Below are 14,678 nucleotides of genomic sequence, written 5' to 3'. Positions count from 1 at the left end.
TGCCCGGGGTCCGGCGCCGAGGGGCCTGTCGGGGCCTGCGTCGAGCGGCCTGCCCGGGTCCGGCGCCGAGCGGCCTGCCCGGGTCCGGCGCCGAGCGGCCTGCCCGGGTCCGGCGCCGAGCGGCCTGCCCGGGTCCGGCGCCGAGCGGCCTGCCCGGGTCCGGCGCCGAGCGGCCTGCCCGGGTCCGGCGCCGAGCGGCCTGCCGGGAGTCCGGCGCCGGGGTCGTCCCAGGTCCGGCGCCGGGTCCCCTACGGCTGGAGCGTCAGGGTCTCCCGGGTGGCGGCTTCCACGGCCGCCTTCCCGTAGGCCCAGTCGAGCAGCTCGCCCTTCGCCCACAGCTCCGTCTGGTCGGTGTAGTTGCTGTGGAAGGCGTGGCCCGAGGCGCCGCTGAGGTTGATCCAGCGGGACCTGTCCCAGTCGCCGACGTTGACGACCATGCGCATCGACGGCACCCAGATCACCTCGTAGCCGCCGGCCGCGTTCCAGCCGGTCGCGTTGACCGCGGCCTCGCCGCCGCCCAGGTTCCACGGGCCGCGGTTGAGGAGCGACTGGACGAAGCCGGGGCCCGCGGTGCCGAGGGTCTGGTTCTCCAGGGTCAGCTGGTGCAGCCGGCCCCAGCTCCAGGTGGAGACGTCCTTGCCGAGCTTGGCGGTCAGCTCCCAGCGGGCGTCCTTCATGGCCTGGGCGAGCAGCTGGTCACGGGTCTCGGTGGGGGCGTTGAGCCGGTCGCCCGGCGTCTTCCACCACTCGTTCTTCTCCTGCTTGAGGAGCGGGCGGACCACCTCGTACCAGCGGTCGCCGCCGTCCGGCTGCGCGGAGTCGGGGGCGCGCTCGCCGCACTCGCGGACCGGCTTGTTCTGCTCGTCGACGGGGGCGGTGGAGTCGGCCAGGCGGACGGTGATGCACTCGCCCTTGACGCGCAGTTCCTTGGGCAGCTTCTCCCCGAAGGCGAGCTTGAGGACGTTGCGCCAGACGGCGTTGAAGTACGCGGCGGCGGCCGAGTCGGGCTCCTGGGTGTAGTCCCAGCCCTCGAGCAGCTTCTGCGCCTCGCGGACCTGCGGGTCGGCGATGTCGATCTTCAGCAGGAGGGGGTTGAGGAGGGTCGCGATCTCGCTGCGGTTGTCCATCTGCATGGTCCGCATGTCGTCCGGCGAGATCTTCCCGCCGTCCTTGGTCTTCGACTCGATGAGGTCGTGGATGCGCTGGCTGCGCGAGCCGTAGCCCCAGTCACGGGTGAGCAGGTGGGGGTACTTCTTCTCGTCGACGACGGCCTGGTTGGCGGTGACGATGTAGCCGCGCTCGGGGTCGTACTCGTAGGGCAGCTCGTCGAAGGGGATGTAGCCCTTCCAGTCGTACGAGGAGTCCCAGCCCGGCGCGGGCAGGGTGCCGTCGTAGCCCTTGGCCTTGGTGCGGACGGGGATCTTGCCGGGCGCCTGGTAGCCGATGTGGCCCGCGGTGTCGGCGTAGATCAGGTTCTGGGAGGGGACCTCGAAGTTCTTGGCGGCGGCCCGGAAGCTCTTGAAGTCCTTGGCGCGGTTGAGTTCGAAGACGGCGTCCATCGACTTGCCGGGCTGCAGGGCGGTCCAGCGCAGGGAGACGCCGTAGCCGGTGCCGCGGTCGGGGGCGGCGTTGCCGACGGGGGCCTTCTGGCCGACCTTCTCCAGCTCGGTGGAGCGGTCGGAGAGCAGCGGCCCGTGTTCGGTGGCGCGGACGGTGATGGTGCGGTTCCCGCCGCCGGCGACCTTGATGGTCTCCTCGCGGGTCGTGAACGGCTTGACCTTGCCGTCGACGACATAGCCGTCGGTGCCGATCTTCTCCAGGTAGAGGTCGGTGACGTCGGCACCGAGGTTGGTGAAGCCCCAGGCGATGGAGTCGTTGTGTCCGATGATCACGCCGGGCGTGCCGGAGAAGGTGTAGCCGGCGACGTCGTAACGGCAGGTGGCCGAGACGGTGCGGCAGTGCAGGCCCATCTGGTACCAGAGGGACGGCAGCATCGGGGCGAGGTGCGGGTCGTTGGCGAGCAGCGGCTTGCCGGAGGTCGTGTACCTGCCCGAGACCACCCAGGAGTTCGAGCCGATGCCGTTGCCGTTGGGGCCGAGGAGGGCCGGGATCTCGTCGAGGGTGTCGGAGAGCGCGGCGAGCTGGGACTGGACGCCCTGGGCGGCGTCGCCACCGCCGCCGGTGGTCCCGTCGGTGTCCTCGGCCTCGGCCGCCGGGTCGAACTTGCCGGTGATCTTGTCGACGGCGCCCTTGTCGACGATCGGCTGGTGCAGTTCGTACGGGTAGCCGGGGTAGAGGTCCTTGATCTGGGCGGAGGTCAGCCGGCTGGTCATGAGGGAGCGGTCGATCTCGTCCTGCATGTTGCCGCGCAGGTCCCAGGCCATGGCCTTGAGCCAGGCCACGGAGTCCACCGGGGTCCACGGCTCGATGGCGTAGTCGTTGCTGAAGGCCAGGGCCGCGTACTCGACGGAGATGTCGGAGGGGTCCCGGTCCTTGAGATAGGCGTTGACACCCTCGGCGTATGCCTGGAGGTTCTTCTTGGTCTCCGCCGACAGGACCTTGTCGTACTCCTGCTGCGCGACGCGGCGCCAGCCCAGCGTACGCAGGAAGGCGTCGGTGCCCACCTGGCTCTTGCCGAACATCTCCGAGAGGCGGCCGGCCGTCATGTGACGGCGGACGTCCATCTCGTAGAAGCGGTCCTGCGCCTGGACGTAGCCCTGGGCGCGGAAGAGGTCGGCCTCGTTGTCGGCGTAGATCTGCGGGACGCCGTGGGCGTCGCGTTTGACCTCGACCGGGCCGGTGAGCGCGTCGATCCGGATGGTCCCCGTGGTCTGCGGGAACGAACCCCGGACGGTGCTGACGCCCCAGTACGCCCCGTATCCGACGCCCGCGACCAGAGCGAGGACCAGGACGAGGACGATCAGGCGGGCACGCCGCCCCTTCTTCTTGGCGGGGGGCGCGGTCGTGTTGGAGGGCATCGCTGTCCTTCGAGGGGCAGGGTGGTCCTGGAGTACGGGAGCAACCTTAGGCGCAGCGTCCCGGGGGCCCGGACGCGGTGTCAGGAAGAGAACCGTACTGATGCGCACTGGCGTGCGATCGGACACCAAGGAGGCGTCAAGAAAGCGTTAAAGATTAGGTAAGGTAACGAAGTGTGGTGGCTGGAGGAACGATCCGGCCGTCGATTCACGTCATATGCCCACACCATGTGCCGACGCATGCATGTGCCGTCACCATGCAAGGGGAAGGAACGGCCACTGACTGTCCACCAGCTCAACGAACTCCTGCTCATCTGCTCGCTCGTGCTGCTCATCGCTGTCGCGGCGGTGCGGATCTCGTCCCGGAGCGGGCTTCCGAGCCTTCTGCTCTACCTCGGGATCGGGGTCGCCATCGGGCAGGACGGCATCGGCAACGTCGCCTTCGACAACGCCGAACTGACCCAGGTGATCGGCTATGCCGCACTGGTGGTGATCCTGGCCGAGGGTGGCCTGGGCACCAAGTGGAAGGAGATCAAACCCGCGTTGCCGGCGGCGGCCGTACTGTCGACCGTCGGTGTCGCGGTGAGTGTGGGCGTCACGGCCGCGGCCGCGCACTACCTCGTCGGCCTGGCATGGCAGCAGGCCCTCATCATCGGCGCCGTCGTCTCCTCGACCGACGCCGCCGCCGTGTTCTCCGTCCTGCGCAAGGTGCCGCTGCCCTCCCGGGTCACCGGCGTTTTGGAGGCGGAGTCCGGCTTCAACGACGCACCCGTCGTCATCCTCGTCGTCGCCTTCTCCACCGTCGGCCATGTCGACGCCTGGTACGTGCTCGTCGGCGAGATCGCCCTGGAACTCGCCATCGGCGCCGCCGTCGGCCTCGCCGTCGGCTTCGCCGGCGCCTACGGGCTGCGCCACGTCGCCCTGCCCGCCTCCGGCCTCTACCCCATCGCCGTCATGGCCATCGCCGTGGTCGCCTACGCGGCCGGCGCCATGGCCCACGGCTCCGGCTTCCTCGCCGTCTACCTCGCCTCGATGGTGCTCGGCAACGCCAAGCTGCCGCACGCCCCGGCCAACCGCGGCTTCGCCGAGGGACTCGGCTGGATCGCGCAGATCGGCATGTTCGTCCTGCTCGGCCTGCTCGTCACGCCCCACAAGCTCGTCGACGACTTCTGGCCGGCCATCGTCATCGGCCTCGTCCTCACGGTGGTCGCCCGACCGCTGGAGGTCTACCTCAGTCTCCTTCCCTTCCGCATTCCCTGGCAGGAACAGGCCCTGATGTCCTGGGCCGGCCTGCGCGGAGCCGTCCCCATCATCCTCGCCACCATCCCGATGGTGTCCGGGATCGAGGGCAGCGAACGGATCTTCAACATCGTCTTCGTGCTGGTCGTCGTCTACACCCTGGTCCAGGGCCCGACACTGCCCTGGCTGGCCAAGGCGCTCCGCCTCGGCGACCAGGCCGAGGCCGCCGACCTGGGCGTCGAGTCCGCCCCCCTGGAGCGGCTGCGCGGCCACCTGCTGTCCGTGGCGATCCCGGAGGGCTCCAAGATGCACGGCGTCGAGGTCGCCGAGCTCCGGCTGCCCGCCGGCGCCGCCGTCACCCTCGTCGTTCGGGACGAGAAGAGCTTCGTCCCCGGCCCCGCCACCGTGCTGCGCCGCGGCGACGAACTGCTCGTCGTCGCCACCGACCCGGTCCGGGACGCCGCCGAACGCCGGCTGCGCGCCGTCGGCCAGGGCGGCAAGCTGGCCGGCTGGCTCGGCACCGGCGGCGCCACCGCCGCAGGCGACCGGAACCGCTCCCAGGGCCTCCTCCGGCACCCCCTCAAGGACCGGCCTCGGCGAACATCCGGTTAATCCGAGGCATCAATTCGGGTGCGAGGGCGTTTTCCCAGGCGGGAAGACGCCCTTCCCTGTACCATGAAGGCACACCTGATCGAACCAACTCTGCCTGACGCAGAGCTGGCGCGACCGTATGGCGGCCGAGGCGCCCCCCGCAGTGGGCCCCGGTATCTACCGCAGTTCCGCGCAAGAGGACAGCTCTCGGCGAAGCCGGCACCACCGTGCCCGGGCCCGCTACCAGGCGGCAGAAAGGCAAGGACCGTGGCGTCCACGGTCGTCTCCGAGAAGCGGACCGGCTACGGACAGCTGCTCCGTACCCCCGGTGCGCTCTCCTTCCTCCTCCCGGGCTTCGCCGCCCGGCAGCCGTTCGCGATGCTGACCATCGGCATCGTCCTGCTCGTCCAGCACACCACCGGCTCCTACGGCAGCGCCGGTGCCGTCGCCGCCGCCACCGGCGTCTCCATGGCGCTGTTCGCCCCGCAGAGCGGCAAGCTCGCCGACCGCTTCGGCCAGCGCGCCGTCCTCGTGCCCGGCGTGCTCATCCACACCGCCTCCGTCTCCCTTCTCGTCGCCCTAGCCCTGGCCGGCGCCCCGCTGTGGGCCCTGTTCCTCGCCGCCATCCCCTCCGGCGCCTCCGTGCCGCAGGTCGGCCCGATGGTCCGGGCCCGCTGGGCCGCGAAGCTGGACGGCACGCCCCTGATGCCGACCGCCGCCGCCTTCGAGTCGGTGACGGACGAGTTCACCTTCGTCGTGGGCCCGGTCCTCGCGACCGCCCTGTGCACCGGAGTGCACCCGGCCGCCGGCCTGATCGCCGAGGCCGCGCTCACCCTGGTCGGCGGCCTGTTCTTCGCCGCCCAGCGCCGCACCCAGCCCGCCCACGGCCTGAGCGCCGAGGCCGGCCGGACCGGCGCCGAGCCGCACCGCTCGGCCCTGTCCATCCCGGGCGTCCGGGTCCTCGCCATCGCCTTCCTCGGCATCGGCTCGGTCTTCGGAGGCATGCAGGTCTCGCTCACCGCCTTCACCGAGGAGATCGGCAACCCCGGCGCCAACGGTCTGCTGTACGGCGTCTTCGCCGCCGGCAACATGCTCGCCGGCATCGCCATGGGCGCCATCGCCTGGAAGATCGGCCCCCGCCGCCGCCTGATCCTCGGCTACGCCGGTCTCACCGTCGCCGCCTCCCTTCTCTGGTCCGTGCACTCGGTCCTGCTGCTCGGCGCCCTCGGCCTGGTCGTGGGTCTGTGCATCGCCCCGGCCCTGATCACCGGCTACACGATCGTCGAGACCCTGGTCCCGGCCTCCGCCCGCACCGAGGCCTTCACCTGGCTGACCGGCGCCGTGGCGCTGGGCCAGGCCGCGGCCGTCACGGTCGCCGGCCGACTGGCCGACGCCCACGGCGCCAGCACCGGATTCCTGGTGCCGATGGCGGGCACGGTGCTCGCCCTCGTCACCCTGGTCGCCCTCCGCTCGCGGCTGCGCCCCCACATCCCGAGCCGGGTCGCGGCACGTGGTATCGGTCACCGAGTTCCCGTGTCGGTGGACTGAACCCGCGGAATGCGTCACTATGGATCGTCGTTAGCACTCGATGAGTGTGAGTGCCAGGAGGAAGACAAGTGCCGACCTACCAGTACCAGTGCACCGAGTGCGGCGAGGGCCTCGAGGCGGTGCAGAAGTTCACTGATGACGCTCTGACCGAGTGCCCGAGCTGCAAGGGACGCCTGAAGAAGGTGTTCTCCGCGGTCGGCATCGTGTTCAAGGGCTCCGGCTTCTACCGGAACGACAGCCGCGGCTCGTCGTCCAGCAGCTCGCCGGCCTCGTCGAAGTCCTCCTCGGCTTCGTCGTCGTCCTCTTCTTCGTCGGCCTCCTCCTCGGAGTCGTCCACGTCGTCGTCGGCCTCGACCTCGTCGAGCTCCACCTCGGCCGCCTGATCCAGCTCTCTTCGCCCATGCCCTGTCGATCCGATCGGCAGGGCATTCGGCGTTGCTCCGGACGGGGAGACAGCACCTAGGGTGACCGTCATGGCGACCCATATGACGGCCCAGCGGGCGGACTCTTACGCGGACATCGGCGTGATCGGCGGCTCGGGCTTCTACTCCTTCCTGGACGAGGTGACCGAGGTGTCGGTCGACACCCCGTACGGCAGCCCCAGCGACTCCCTCTTCCTCGGCGAGGTCGCCGGCCGGCGGGTGGCCTTCCTCCCCCGGCACGGCCGCGGCCACCACGTGCCGCCGCACCGGATCAACTACCGCGCCAACCTCTGGGCCCTGCGCTCGGTCGGCGTGCGCCAAGTCCTCGGGCCCTGTGCCGTGGGCGGACTGCGCGAGGAGTACGGCCCCGGCACCCTCGTCGTGCCCGACCAGCTGGTCGACCGGACGAAGGCCCGCGCGCAGACCTACTTCGACGGGGAACCGCTTCCGGAGGCGTGGGGCGGCGCCATACCGAACGTGGTCCACATGACCTTCGCCGACCCCTACTGCCCGGAGGGCCGCCGGGTGGCCCTGAAGGCCGCGCGAGGGCGGGGCTGGGAGCCGGTCGACGGCGGCACGCTGGTCGTCGTCGAGGGGCCCCGCTTCTCGACGCGCGCCGAATCGCGCTGGCACGCGGCCGCGGGCTGGTCGGTGGTCGGCATGACCGGCCACCCCGAGGCCGTCCTCGCCCGGGAACTGGGACTCTGCTACACCTCCCTCGCACTCGTGACGGATCTGGACGCCGGTGCGGAGACCGGGGACGGGGTCTCGCACACCGAGGTCCTGCGGGTGTTCGGCGAGAACGTGGGCCGGCTGCGCGACGTGCTCTTCGACGCGGTGGGCGCGCTCCCCTCGACCCTCGACCGGGACTGCCTGTGCACCCGGGCCCACGACGGGTGGGACCTGGGGATCGCACTGCCCTGAGCGACCGGGGCCGGCAGCCGCTCGGACGGCCCGGGCCCCGGGCGACCGTGGGGCGGGCCGCCGGCGTGGACCGGACCGGCTCAAGCGTCGCCGACCGCCCGCCGACGAGGCAATCGCTCGCCCGGGTGAGGAAGTTATGCACAACCGGCCGGTTGTCCACAGGCCCGAGCGGGATCTCGGCGGCTGAGGCACGGTGAACACGGTCCGCCGGACGGTCCGGCGAACGACCCGTGTTCACGACAGGCGGTTGCGCTCATGACCACACACTCCTGCTTCCCCCACACCCGCACCTCCGTGCCCACGCCGTGCGGAGTGCCGCAGTTCGATCCGCTGCGCGTGCGCGGCGGAAGGCTGCGGCTGCGCCGGGCGCTGCGCCGCCGGCGGCGGACGCCGGCGGCTGTGCTGGCGATGACGGCGGCCGCGCTGGCGGCGACGGGCGTCGCGGGTGCCGACGACCCCGTGCCGCAGCCGCCCCCGCCGTCCGCGCGAGAGCCGCAGCGGGCGGCTGCGGCCCCACGGCTCGTGGCGGCCCCGGTGCGGATCGCCGACGCGGCGACCGTGCGGCTGCTGCGGCCCGGCGACCGCGTGGACGTGATCGCCGCGCCGCACTCGCCGGCCGGCCCGGCGGGCGAGGCCCGTGTGGTGGCCTCGGCCGCCCGGGTGGCCGAAGTGCCGCGGGCGGGCGAGACTCGTCCGGACGGCGGGGCGTTGGTCGTCCTGTCCGTACCGCGGTCGACGGCCACGGCTCTCGCCGGTGCGGGTCTCACGTCCCAACTGGCGGTGACACTGTGCTGATTCGCACGGACGGCCTGTCAAGTAACCGTCCCGTGTGTACGGATTGGACGCCTCTGCGCCGCGCGCGGCGTAATGGCTCCGCACACTGCACACGCGACGAAAGGCACCTTGGTGGCCGAGAAGAAGGAAAGTCTGCTGGAAGGCTTCAAAGCCTTCCTGATGCGCGGGAACGTGATCGACCTGGCGGTCGCGGTCGTCATCGGTGCCGCGTTCACCAACATCGTGAACTCGGTGGTCAAGGGAATCATCAACCCCGTCGTGGGCGCCTTCGGGACGAAGGCCCTGGAGGGCTACGCCTCCTGTCTGAAGGCACCCTGCCGGGTCGTGGACGGCGAGATGCAGGGCATCCAGATCCAGTGGGGCCTGGTGCTCAGCGCCGTCCTCAGCTTCCTGATCACGGCCGCCGTCGTCTACTTCCTGATGGTCCTGCCGATGGCCAGGATCCTCGCCAGGCGCGCGGCGCAGGAGAAGGAGAAGGAAGGCGTCCAGGAGACGATCGAGGTCAGCGAGCTGGAGGTCCTCAAGGAGATCCGCGACCACCTGGTCTCCCAGCGGGGCCCGTCCGTGAACAACACGGGGACGCACACGCCGGCCGGCGGGGGCACGGGGACGCACTCCACCTCCTGACCGACGGCTCGCGTCGGCGTCAGAGGTGGTGCGGCGGCTTCTCGTCGAGGAAGCGCGCAAGGTCGGCGGCGCTGTCGCCGCCGGAGGGAGGCCGCTCGCCCCACCCGCGGTCCGTGTCGTCCGCGGACTGCTGGTCCAGTGGATCGTCGAAGATCAGTGCCGGCTTGGGTTGCGAGGGGGATGCAGAGTCGGACTGCTTCGCTGTTCGCGGTCCGTGGGCGGGGGCGGTGCTCATGTCTCAAGCGTACGCCCGGATCCTCTCGCGCACCCCTGTGATCTGCGGCGGTCCGGGCCGGAGCAGTGATCGTTCGCGTCGAGAGGGGTCACGCCCGTGGTGTCGCGGCGGGCTCGCGCGGGCCGGGTCTGCTGTCCTGTGGAGCATGACTCACCCCTTCCTCCCCCTCACCGCCCGGTCCCGTGACGAGGCGCACCGGGCCGCCACGCCGCTGGAGCTGTTCTTCGACCTCTGTTTCGTCGTGGCCGTGGCGCAAGCCGGCGCGGAGCTGGTGCATGCCGTCGCCGAGGGGCACGCCGGGGAGGGGATCCTGAACTACGCGATGGTCTTCTGGGCCATCTGGTGGGCCTGGATGAACTTCACCTGGTTCGCCTCCGCGTACGACAACGACGACGTGCTCTACCGGGTCCTCACCCTCGTGCAGATCGCCGGCGTCCTGGTCCTGGCCGCCGGGGTGTCGCGCGCCTTCGACGGCCACGACTTCCTGGTGGTCTACATCGGCTACGTCGTCATGCGGCTGGCGCTGTCCTCGCAGTGGCTGCGGGCCGCGCACCACGCCGCGGACGCCGGCGAGCGGACGATGTGCCGGCGGTACGCGGGCGGGGTGGTGGCCTGCCAGGCCGGGTGGACAGCGCTGCTCTTCGCGCCGGAGGACGCGCGGCCGTGGGTGTTCCTGGTGATGGCGCTGGCCGAGCTGGCCGTTCCGGTGTTCGCGGAGAGGGACGTCACGACGCAGTGGCATCCGCACCACATCGCCGAGCGCTACGGGCTGTTCACGATCATCGTGCTGGGCGAGTCGATCGCGGCGGCCACGGTGGCCGTGAAGTCGGGCGTGACGGAGAACGACGCGCTCGGTGAGGTGCTGCCGGTCGCCGTCGGCGGCCTGCTGATCGTCTTCGCCGCCTGGTGGATCTACTTCGTGGTGCCCGCGCACGACCGGCTCACGTCCAACCGGCAGGGCTTCCTGTGGGGCTACGGCCACTACCTGATCTTCACCACGGCGGCCGCGATCGGCGCGGGCCTCGAGATCGCGGTCGAAGAGGCGGTCGGCAAGGCGCACGTGTCGACGCTCACCGCGTCGTCCGCCGTGACCGTTCCGACGGCCCTGTTCCTGCTGTGCGTCTGGCTCCTTCACGCCCGCTACTTCAAGGTCGGCATCGCCCAGCAGTCGGTGCTGCCGTTGGCGGCACTGGTGATCCTGATGTGCACGTTCGCCGGGCACTGGGCGGTCCTCGCGGCCGGACTCGTGGCCGCCGCGGCCGTGGCGGTGGGGGTGACCCTCACGGCCACCAACCCGGCGACGCGCCGCACCACCGACACCCGCCACTGAGGCTGCGCCTCCGGGTCCGTGCGCCGGGACTCCGTGCTAGGCAAGGGGCATGACGGAGCAGCAGGACATCAGGCAGCGGGCCGGCGACCCCCGTGACGGCACCGGTCACCGCCCCCTCCACGACGGGCTCACCGATGTGGCGGGCCTCCGGGTCGGCCACGCGCGGGTGCCGGGTGACCGGGCGCTATCCGGCACGACGGTGGTTCTCGCCCCCGAGGGCGGTGTGGTGGCCGCCGTGGACGTGCGGGGCGGTGGCCCCGGCACGCGGGAGACGGACGCGCTGGACCCCCGTAACGTCGTCCAGCGGATCGACGCCGTGGTCCTGACCGGCGGCAGCGCGTACGGGCTCGACTCGGCGGGCGGGGTGATGGCCTGGCTGGAGGAGCACGGGCGAGGGGTGCGGGTGGGGCCGGACCCGGCGCACGTGGTGCCGGTGGTGCCCGCGGCCTGCGTCTTCGACCTGGGCAGAGGCGGCGACTTCGGTGCCCGGCCGGACGCCTCGACGGGCCGGGCAGCCGTGGTGGCGGCCGCCGCGAGCGGGCCGCACGCGCGCGTGGAGACGGGCGCGGTGGGGGCGGGGACGGGGGCCGTGGTCGGCGGGCTCAGGGGCGGGGTGGGGACGGCGAGCACGGTCCTGGAGTCGGGGATCACGGTCGGGGCGCTGGTCGTGGTCAACGCGGTCGGTTCGGCGGTCGACCCGGAGACGGGAGTGCCGTACGGCAGCTACTTCGCCGGCGGACGGCCCTCGTATCCCGATCCGGTCGTCCACGGGGAGGCGCTGCGGCGGCTCGCCGAGGCGCGGGAGAGGTTCTCCCCACCGCCTCTGAACACCACGCTCGCGGTGGTCGCGACCGACGCGGCGCTGACCCGCGCGCAGGCGCAGAAGCTCGCGGGGACGGCGCACGACGGCATCGCGCGCGCGGTCCGTCCGGTGCATCTCCTGAACGACGGCGACACCGTGTTCGCGCTCGCGACGGGGGCGCGCGAGCTGCCCTCCGCGCCGGGGTCGCCGCCCGGTCCGCTGGCCCTCAACGACCTCCTCGCGGCGGGCGCGGACACCGTCACCCGGGCCATCGTCCAGGCGGTCCTCGCGCCGTCTGAGGGGGTGTCGGGGCCGGGCGGGGAGTTCCCCGCGTACCGGGAGCTGTACGGGACGGTGTCGCGCGACTAGCCCCGGCCATGCGACTGCCGGTATACCAAAGGGAGTTGACGGATGAACGAAGGGTGCGGGAACTCCCCGCTTGCCCCCGATCGTTTTCCCGAACGCCGGACACGATGTCAGACCCAGGGACTACGTTAAGCAAGCACCAAGTGACATGTGGCGACGGCCTGGAGACCCTCTTGAACGATCCGCGGGATCATTCTCACGATCCTTTCGAGACGACCGAGACCCACCTTGAGCGCCTCCTCGGCCGGGCGCTCAACTCCTTCGACCTGCCCGACTCCCTGATCGAGCGCCTGGAGACGGCGCTCGCCCACTCCAGTGCGCTGTACTCCTCGCACCACAGTGCGTCGCTGCACCGCACCACCTACCGCCACACCTACCTGCTCCCCGACGGCGCCGCGCTCAGCCTCTGGGAGCTGGTGCACAACTCCGGCCGGGACGGGGCGGAGCAGCACGAGCTGTACGCGGAGGAGGCGGAGGTACGGCTCGCGGCCTCCCGGCTGCCGGCCGGCCCCTCGCTCGGCTGGACCGCCGAGAACGCCGACGGCACGCCGGCCGAGGAGGACGGCGACCTGGAGCTGCTCAGCGCGCTCCTGGCCCGCCCGATACCGGCCCAGCCCCGGATGTACGTGCCGGACAACTCCGCAGACCACGCCCGCCGGGTGCTGCGCCGGGCGGAGAACGCGGACCGGCCGGGTGAGGCGACCGCCCGGCGGCTGCGGCTCGCGTTCGCGCACCACATCACGCAGGCTTTCGGGCGCCAGTGTCCCGTGGACGCGGGCCGGGACGCCGGCTTCACCCTCTACGAGCACCAGTTCCTGCTGCTGGACGGCAGCGAGGTCAGCCTGTGGGAGGTCGAGCACACGGCGACGCCGGACGGCCGCCACATGTGCGAGGTGTACGAGGACGAGCGCGCGGCGCGCGAGGCGATGGAGTCCCGTTCCCGGGTGCGCTGACGCCCTCGCGGCCGGGCCTGCAAGGAGGCCCGGTCAGCGGGGCCTGCGGACGAGCAGCGCGACCGTCACGCCGGTCAGCCGCTCGGTGCCGGTGGCGGTGTAACGGGCGCGCAGGACGCCGGCCCGGGCGGCCGGGAGGGCGCCCAGCGGGTCCGCCGCACCGGCCGGGACGACCAGCCAGAGGCGGGGTTCGGCGCCCGGGCCTGGACCCGCCGTCCCGGCCGGGCCTGCGGCGCCCGAGCGGCCGGTGAGGCCGGCAGAGACGATGGGGCCGGTGGGGCCGGTGGCGCGGTGTCTCACGGAGGCGGGAGTTTCCATGGTCGGCTCCTCAGGCGCGGAGGGCGGCGGACACGCTGTCCGGGGCGGGTCCCAGGGACGTGGCAGCGGAGCCGGGGGTTGGGGCGGGCGCTGGAGCCGGGGAAAACGCGGGCCCCCGGGCGGGGGTGGGATCCGAGGCGCAGGCGGCAGTGGAGACGGAGGCCGGGGAAGACGCGGGCCCCGGGACGGGGGTGGCATCCGGGATGGGGGTGGCGCCCGGGGCGCAGGCGGCAGTGGAGACGGGGGCCGAGGAAGACGCAGGATCCAGGGCGGCGGGCGCAGCGGGGACAGGGGGTAGGGAAGAGGCGGGGAGGGGGGTTCGGGGGACGGCGAGCTTCGCCAGGGCGAACTCGCGGTTCGCCCGGGTCTGTTGCCGGTAGGGGGCGGGCAGGTCCGGCAGGCCGAGCAGCCGGTCGCAGGCGGCGAGCGATGCCTGGTGGTCGCCGACCCAGTAGGCGGTGATCGAGTACTCGAACAGCAGCCCCCAGCGGTACACCCACGGCTGGAGGAACAGCACGTCCTCGGCCGGCTGCGGACGGTCGAGGACGGACGAGACGATCGCGTGGGCGGCGTGGTGACGGTTCATCCTCCGCAGGCCCGAGGCCAGCTCGTAACACGCCTCCAGGCGCTGCGGCCGGGACTCCCAGGCCCGTACGAACGCGTCCTGCGCGGTCGGCCAGTCGCCGGACGCGGCGGCGAGGACGCCCGCCTGGAGGAGGGAGTAGTAGACCTCCTCGCCCCAGCCGCCCATGGCCGCGCGTCGCTCGTACAGGGCGGCCGCCTCCTTCGCCCGGCCGCCGGAGTCGCGCAGGGTCTGGGCGAGGTAGAAGACGGTACGGGGGTTGGACGGGTCGCGGGCGAGTTCGGCGCGCAGGAGGCGGGCGTCGCGTTCGAACTTGTCGTGGCGCGAGCCGCCGTCGGCGTGATCCTCGACGACGAGTGCGTCCAGGTTCTGCTGGACGTGGTCGCGGTCCGCGGTCAGGTACTCGTGGGTGACGCCTTCGTAGCGCCAGGGAAGATCGCCCCTGACCAGGCGTTTGATCCGGTACTCCAGGGCACCCCGGTGCCGCAGCAGATAGGCGTCGGCGGTCAGCTCCGGCAGCGGGCCGTCCTGGTGCAGGACGTGGTCGGCGTCGAGGAGGAGCAGGTAGTCGGCGCGGCCACGGGCACGAGCGATGTTCAGGCTCCGGTTGTGACCGAAGTCCACCCAGGGCTCCTCGCGGAGTTCGCCGGGGATGCCCTGGAGAGCGGCGCGGATCAGGTCCTGCGTGCCGTCGGTGGAACCGGTGTCGGACACCACCCATGTGTCCACCAGGGGCCGGACTGAGGTGAGGCACCGTTCGATGACCGCGGCCTCGTTCTTGACGATCATGCACAAGCAGATGGACGGCCGCACGGCAACCCCGCTTCCGGTGGATCGGTCGGGGGCGACCGTACGCACGGCCGTTACGGGCGCGGCGACGGCACGCCGACTCGCCCACCCGGGTTCGCCTTCGCGTACGCATCCATACGGCTGGAGCGAATACGCCATGGCGTGGAGAGAGCCCCGGACC

13 protein-coding genes are annotated in these 14,678 nt (G+C 72.0%); 9 read left to right on the top strand and 4 right to left on the bottom strand.

The features are described 5' to 3' along the window. Window positions 1–248 precede the first annotated feature (248 nt). Complete coding sequence (locus tag ABD954_RS20220; RefSeq protein ID WP_345487497.1) at window positions 249–2,978, bottom strand: penicillin acylase family protein; 2,730 nt, start codon at window positions 2,976–2,978, stop codon at window positions 249–251. A 225-nt stretch (window positions 2,979–3,203) separates the two neighbouring features. On the opposite strand from ABD954_RS20220, the gene ABD954_RS20215 reads away from it, so the two are divergent. The 6 genes from ABD954_RS20215 (at window position 3,204) to mscL (ending at window position 9,121) form a co-directional block, all read left to right on the top strand. Further along, on the top strand, window positions 3,204–4,826 hold the full coding sequence (locus ABD954_RS20215) for a potassium/proton antiporter (RefSeq protein ID WP_345487496.1): 1,623 nt from the start codon (window positions 3,204–3,206) through the stop codon (window positions 4,824–4,826). Window positions 4,827–5,072: 246 nt separating this feature from the next. Further along, window positions 5,073–6,353 carry an MFS transporter gene (locus ABD954_RS20210; protein WP_345487494.1) on the top strand — a complete coding sequence of 427 codons (1,281 nt, stop codon included), beginning with the start codon at window positions 5,073–5,075 and terminating at the stop codon, window positions 6,351–6,353. 68 nt (window positions 6,354–6,421) lie between these two features. Beyond that, a complete protein-coding gene (locus ABD954_RS20205) occupies window positions 6,422–6,736 on the top strand; it encodes an FmdB family zinc ribbon protein (protein ID WP_345487492.1) in 315 nt (104 codons plus the stop codon). A 90-nt stretch (window positions 6,737–6,826) separates the two neighbouring features. Further along, on the top strand, window positions 6,827–7,699 hold the full coding sequence (locus ABD954_RS20200; protein ID WP_345487490.1) for an S-methyl-5'-thioadenosine phosphorylase: 873 nt from the start codon (window positions 6,827–6,829) through the stop codon (window positions 7,697–7,699). A 255-nt stretch (window positions 7,700–7,954) separates the two neighbouring features. Beyond that, window positions 7,955–8,494, top strand: coding sequence for a hypothetical protein (locus ABD954_RS20195; protein ID WP_345487488.1), 540 nt, complete (start codon window positions 7,955–7,957; stop codon window positions 8,492–8,494). 111 nt (window positions 8,495–8,605) lie between these two features. Then, on the top strand, window positions 8,606–9,121 hold the full coding sequence (mscL, locus tag ABD954_RS20190) for a large conductance mechanosensitive channel protein MscL (RefSeq protein WP_345487486.1): 516 nt from the start codon (window positions 8,606–8,608) through the stop codon (window positions 9,119–9,121). Between the two features lie 19 nt (window positions 9,122–9,140). Here the strand turns inward: mscL and ABD954_RS20185 are convergent, their stop codons facing one another. Next, complete coding sequence (locus tag ABD954_RS20185; RefSeq protein ID WP_345487484.1) at window positions 9,141–9,356, bottom strand: hypothetical protein; 216 nt, start codon at window positions 9,354–9,356, stop codon at window positions 9,141–9,143. Between the two features lie 145 nt (window positions 9,357–9,501). On the opposite strand from ABD954_RS20185, the gene ABD954_RS20180 reads away from it, so the two are divergent. The 3 genes from ABD954_RS20180 to ABD954_RS20170 all read left to right on the top strand — a co-directional run bounded on the left by ABD954_RS20180 (window position 9,502) and on the right by ABD954_RS20170 (window position 12,807). Next, entirely contained in the window at window positions 9,502–10,686 is a 1,185-nt protein-coding gene (locus ABD954_RS20180; RefSeq protein WP_345487482.1) for a low temperature requirement protein A, read from the top strand. A 49-nt stretch (window positions 10,687–10,735) separates the two neighbouring features. Further along, a complete protein-coding gene (locus ABD954_RS20175; RefSeq protein WP_345487480.1) occupies window positions 10,736–11,857 on the top strand; it encodes a P1 family peptidase in 1,122 nt (373 codons plus the stop codon). 170 nt (window positions 11,858–12,027) lie between these two features. Continuing rightward, window positions 12,028–12,807: a DUF6227 family protein gene (locus ABD954_RS20170; RefSeq protein ID WP_345487478.1), complete on the top strand. Its 780-nt coding sequence runs from the start codon at window positions 12,028–12,030 to the stop codon at window positions 12,805–12,807. Between the two features lie 33 nt (window positions 12,808–12,840). Here ABD954_RS20170 and ABD954_RS20165 read toward each other — a convergent pair whose 3' ends face one another. Together ABD954_RS20165 and ABD954_RS20160 are read right to left on the bottom strand one after the other, a co-directional pair. Next, on the bottom strand, window positions 12,841–13,125 hold the full coding sequence (locus ABD954_RS20165; RefSeq protein ID WP_345487476.1) for a hypothetical protein: 285 nt from the start codon (window positions 13,123–13,125) through the stop codon (window positions 12,841–12,843). 10 nt (window positions 13,126–13,135) lie between these two features. Continuing rightward, the gene (locus ABD954_RS20160; protein WP_345487474.1) at window positions 13,136–14,497 is read right to left on the bottom strand and encodes a tetratricopeptide repeat-containing glycosyltransferase; all 1,362 of its coding nucleotides are present in this window, start codon (window positions 14,495–14,497) and stop codon (window positions 13,136–13,138) included. Window positions 14,498–14,678 lie beyond the last annotated feature (181 nt).

This window comes from Streptomyces roseoviridis, assembly GCF_039535235.1.
Lineage (GTDB): Bacteria > Actinomycetota > Actinomycetes > Streptomycetales > Streptomycetaceae > Streptomyces > Streptomyces roseoviridis.
Note: the sequence above shows the minus strand (reverse complement) of the source record. Positions and strands in the feature narration are given on the sequence as shown.

What these genes read in the sequence shown, in the direction of transcription:
- ABD954_RS20180 (WP_345487482.1), top strand. Translation starts at nt 9,502, where the DNA reads ATGACTCACCCCTTCCTCCCCCTCACCGCCCGGTCCCGTGACGAGGCG.
- ABD954_RS20195 (WP_345487488.1), top strand. Translation starts at nt 7,955, where the DNA reads ATGACCACACACTCCTGCTTCCCCCACACCCGCACCTCCGTGCCCACG.
- ABD954_RS20220 (WP_345487497.1), bottom strand. Translation starts at nt 2,978, where the DNA reads ATGCCCTCCAACACGACCGCGCCCCCCGCCAAGAAGAAGGGGCGGCGT.
- ABD954_RS20175 (WP_345487480.1), top strand. Translation starts at nt 10,736, where the DNA reads ATGACGGAGCAGCAGGACATCAGGCAGCGGGCCGGCGACCCCCGTGAC.
- ABD954_RS20215 (WP_345487496.1), top strand. Translation starts at nt 3,204, where the DNA reads ATGTGCCGACGCATGCATGTGCCGTCACCATGCAAGGGGAAGGAACGG.
- ABD954_RS20160 (WP_345487474.1), bottom strand. Translation starts at nt 14,497, where the DNA reads ATGATCGTCAAGAACGAGGCCGCGGTCATCGAACGGTGCCTCACCTCA.
- ABD954_RS20185 (WP_345487484.1), bottom strand. Translation starts at nt 9,356, where the DNA reads ATGAGCACCGCCCCCGCCCACGGACCGCGAACAGCGAAGCAGTCCGAC.
- ABD954_RS20165 (WP_345487476.1), bottom strand. Translation starts at nt 13,125, where the DNA reads ATGGAAACTCCCGCCTCCGTGAGACACCGCGCCACCGGCCCCACCGGC.
- ABD954_RS20200 (WP_345487490.1), top strand. Translation starts at nt 6,827, where the DNA reads ATGGCGACCCATATGACGGCCCAGCGGGCGGACTCTTACGCGGACATC.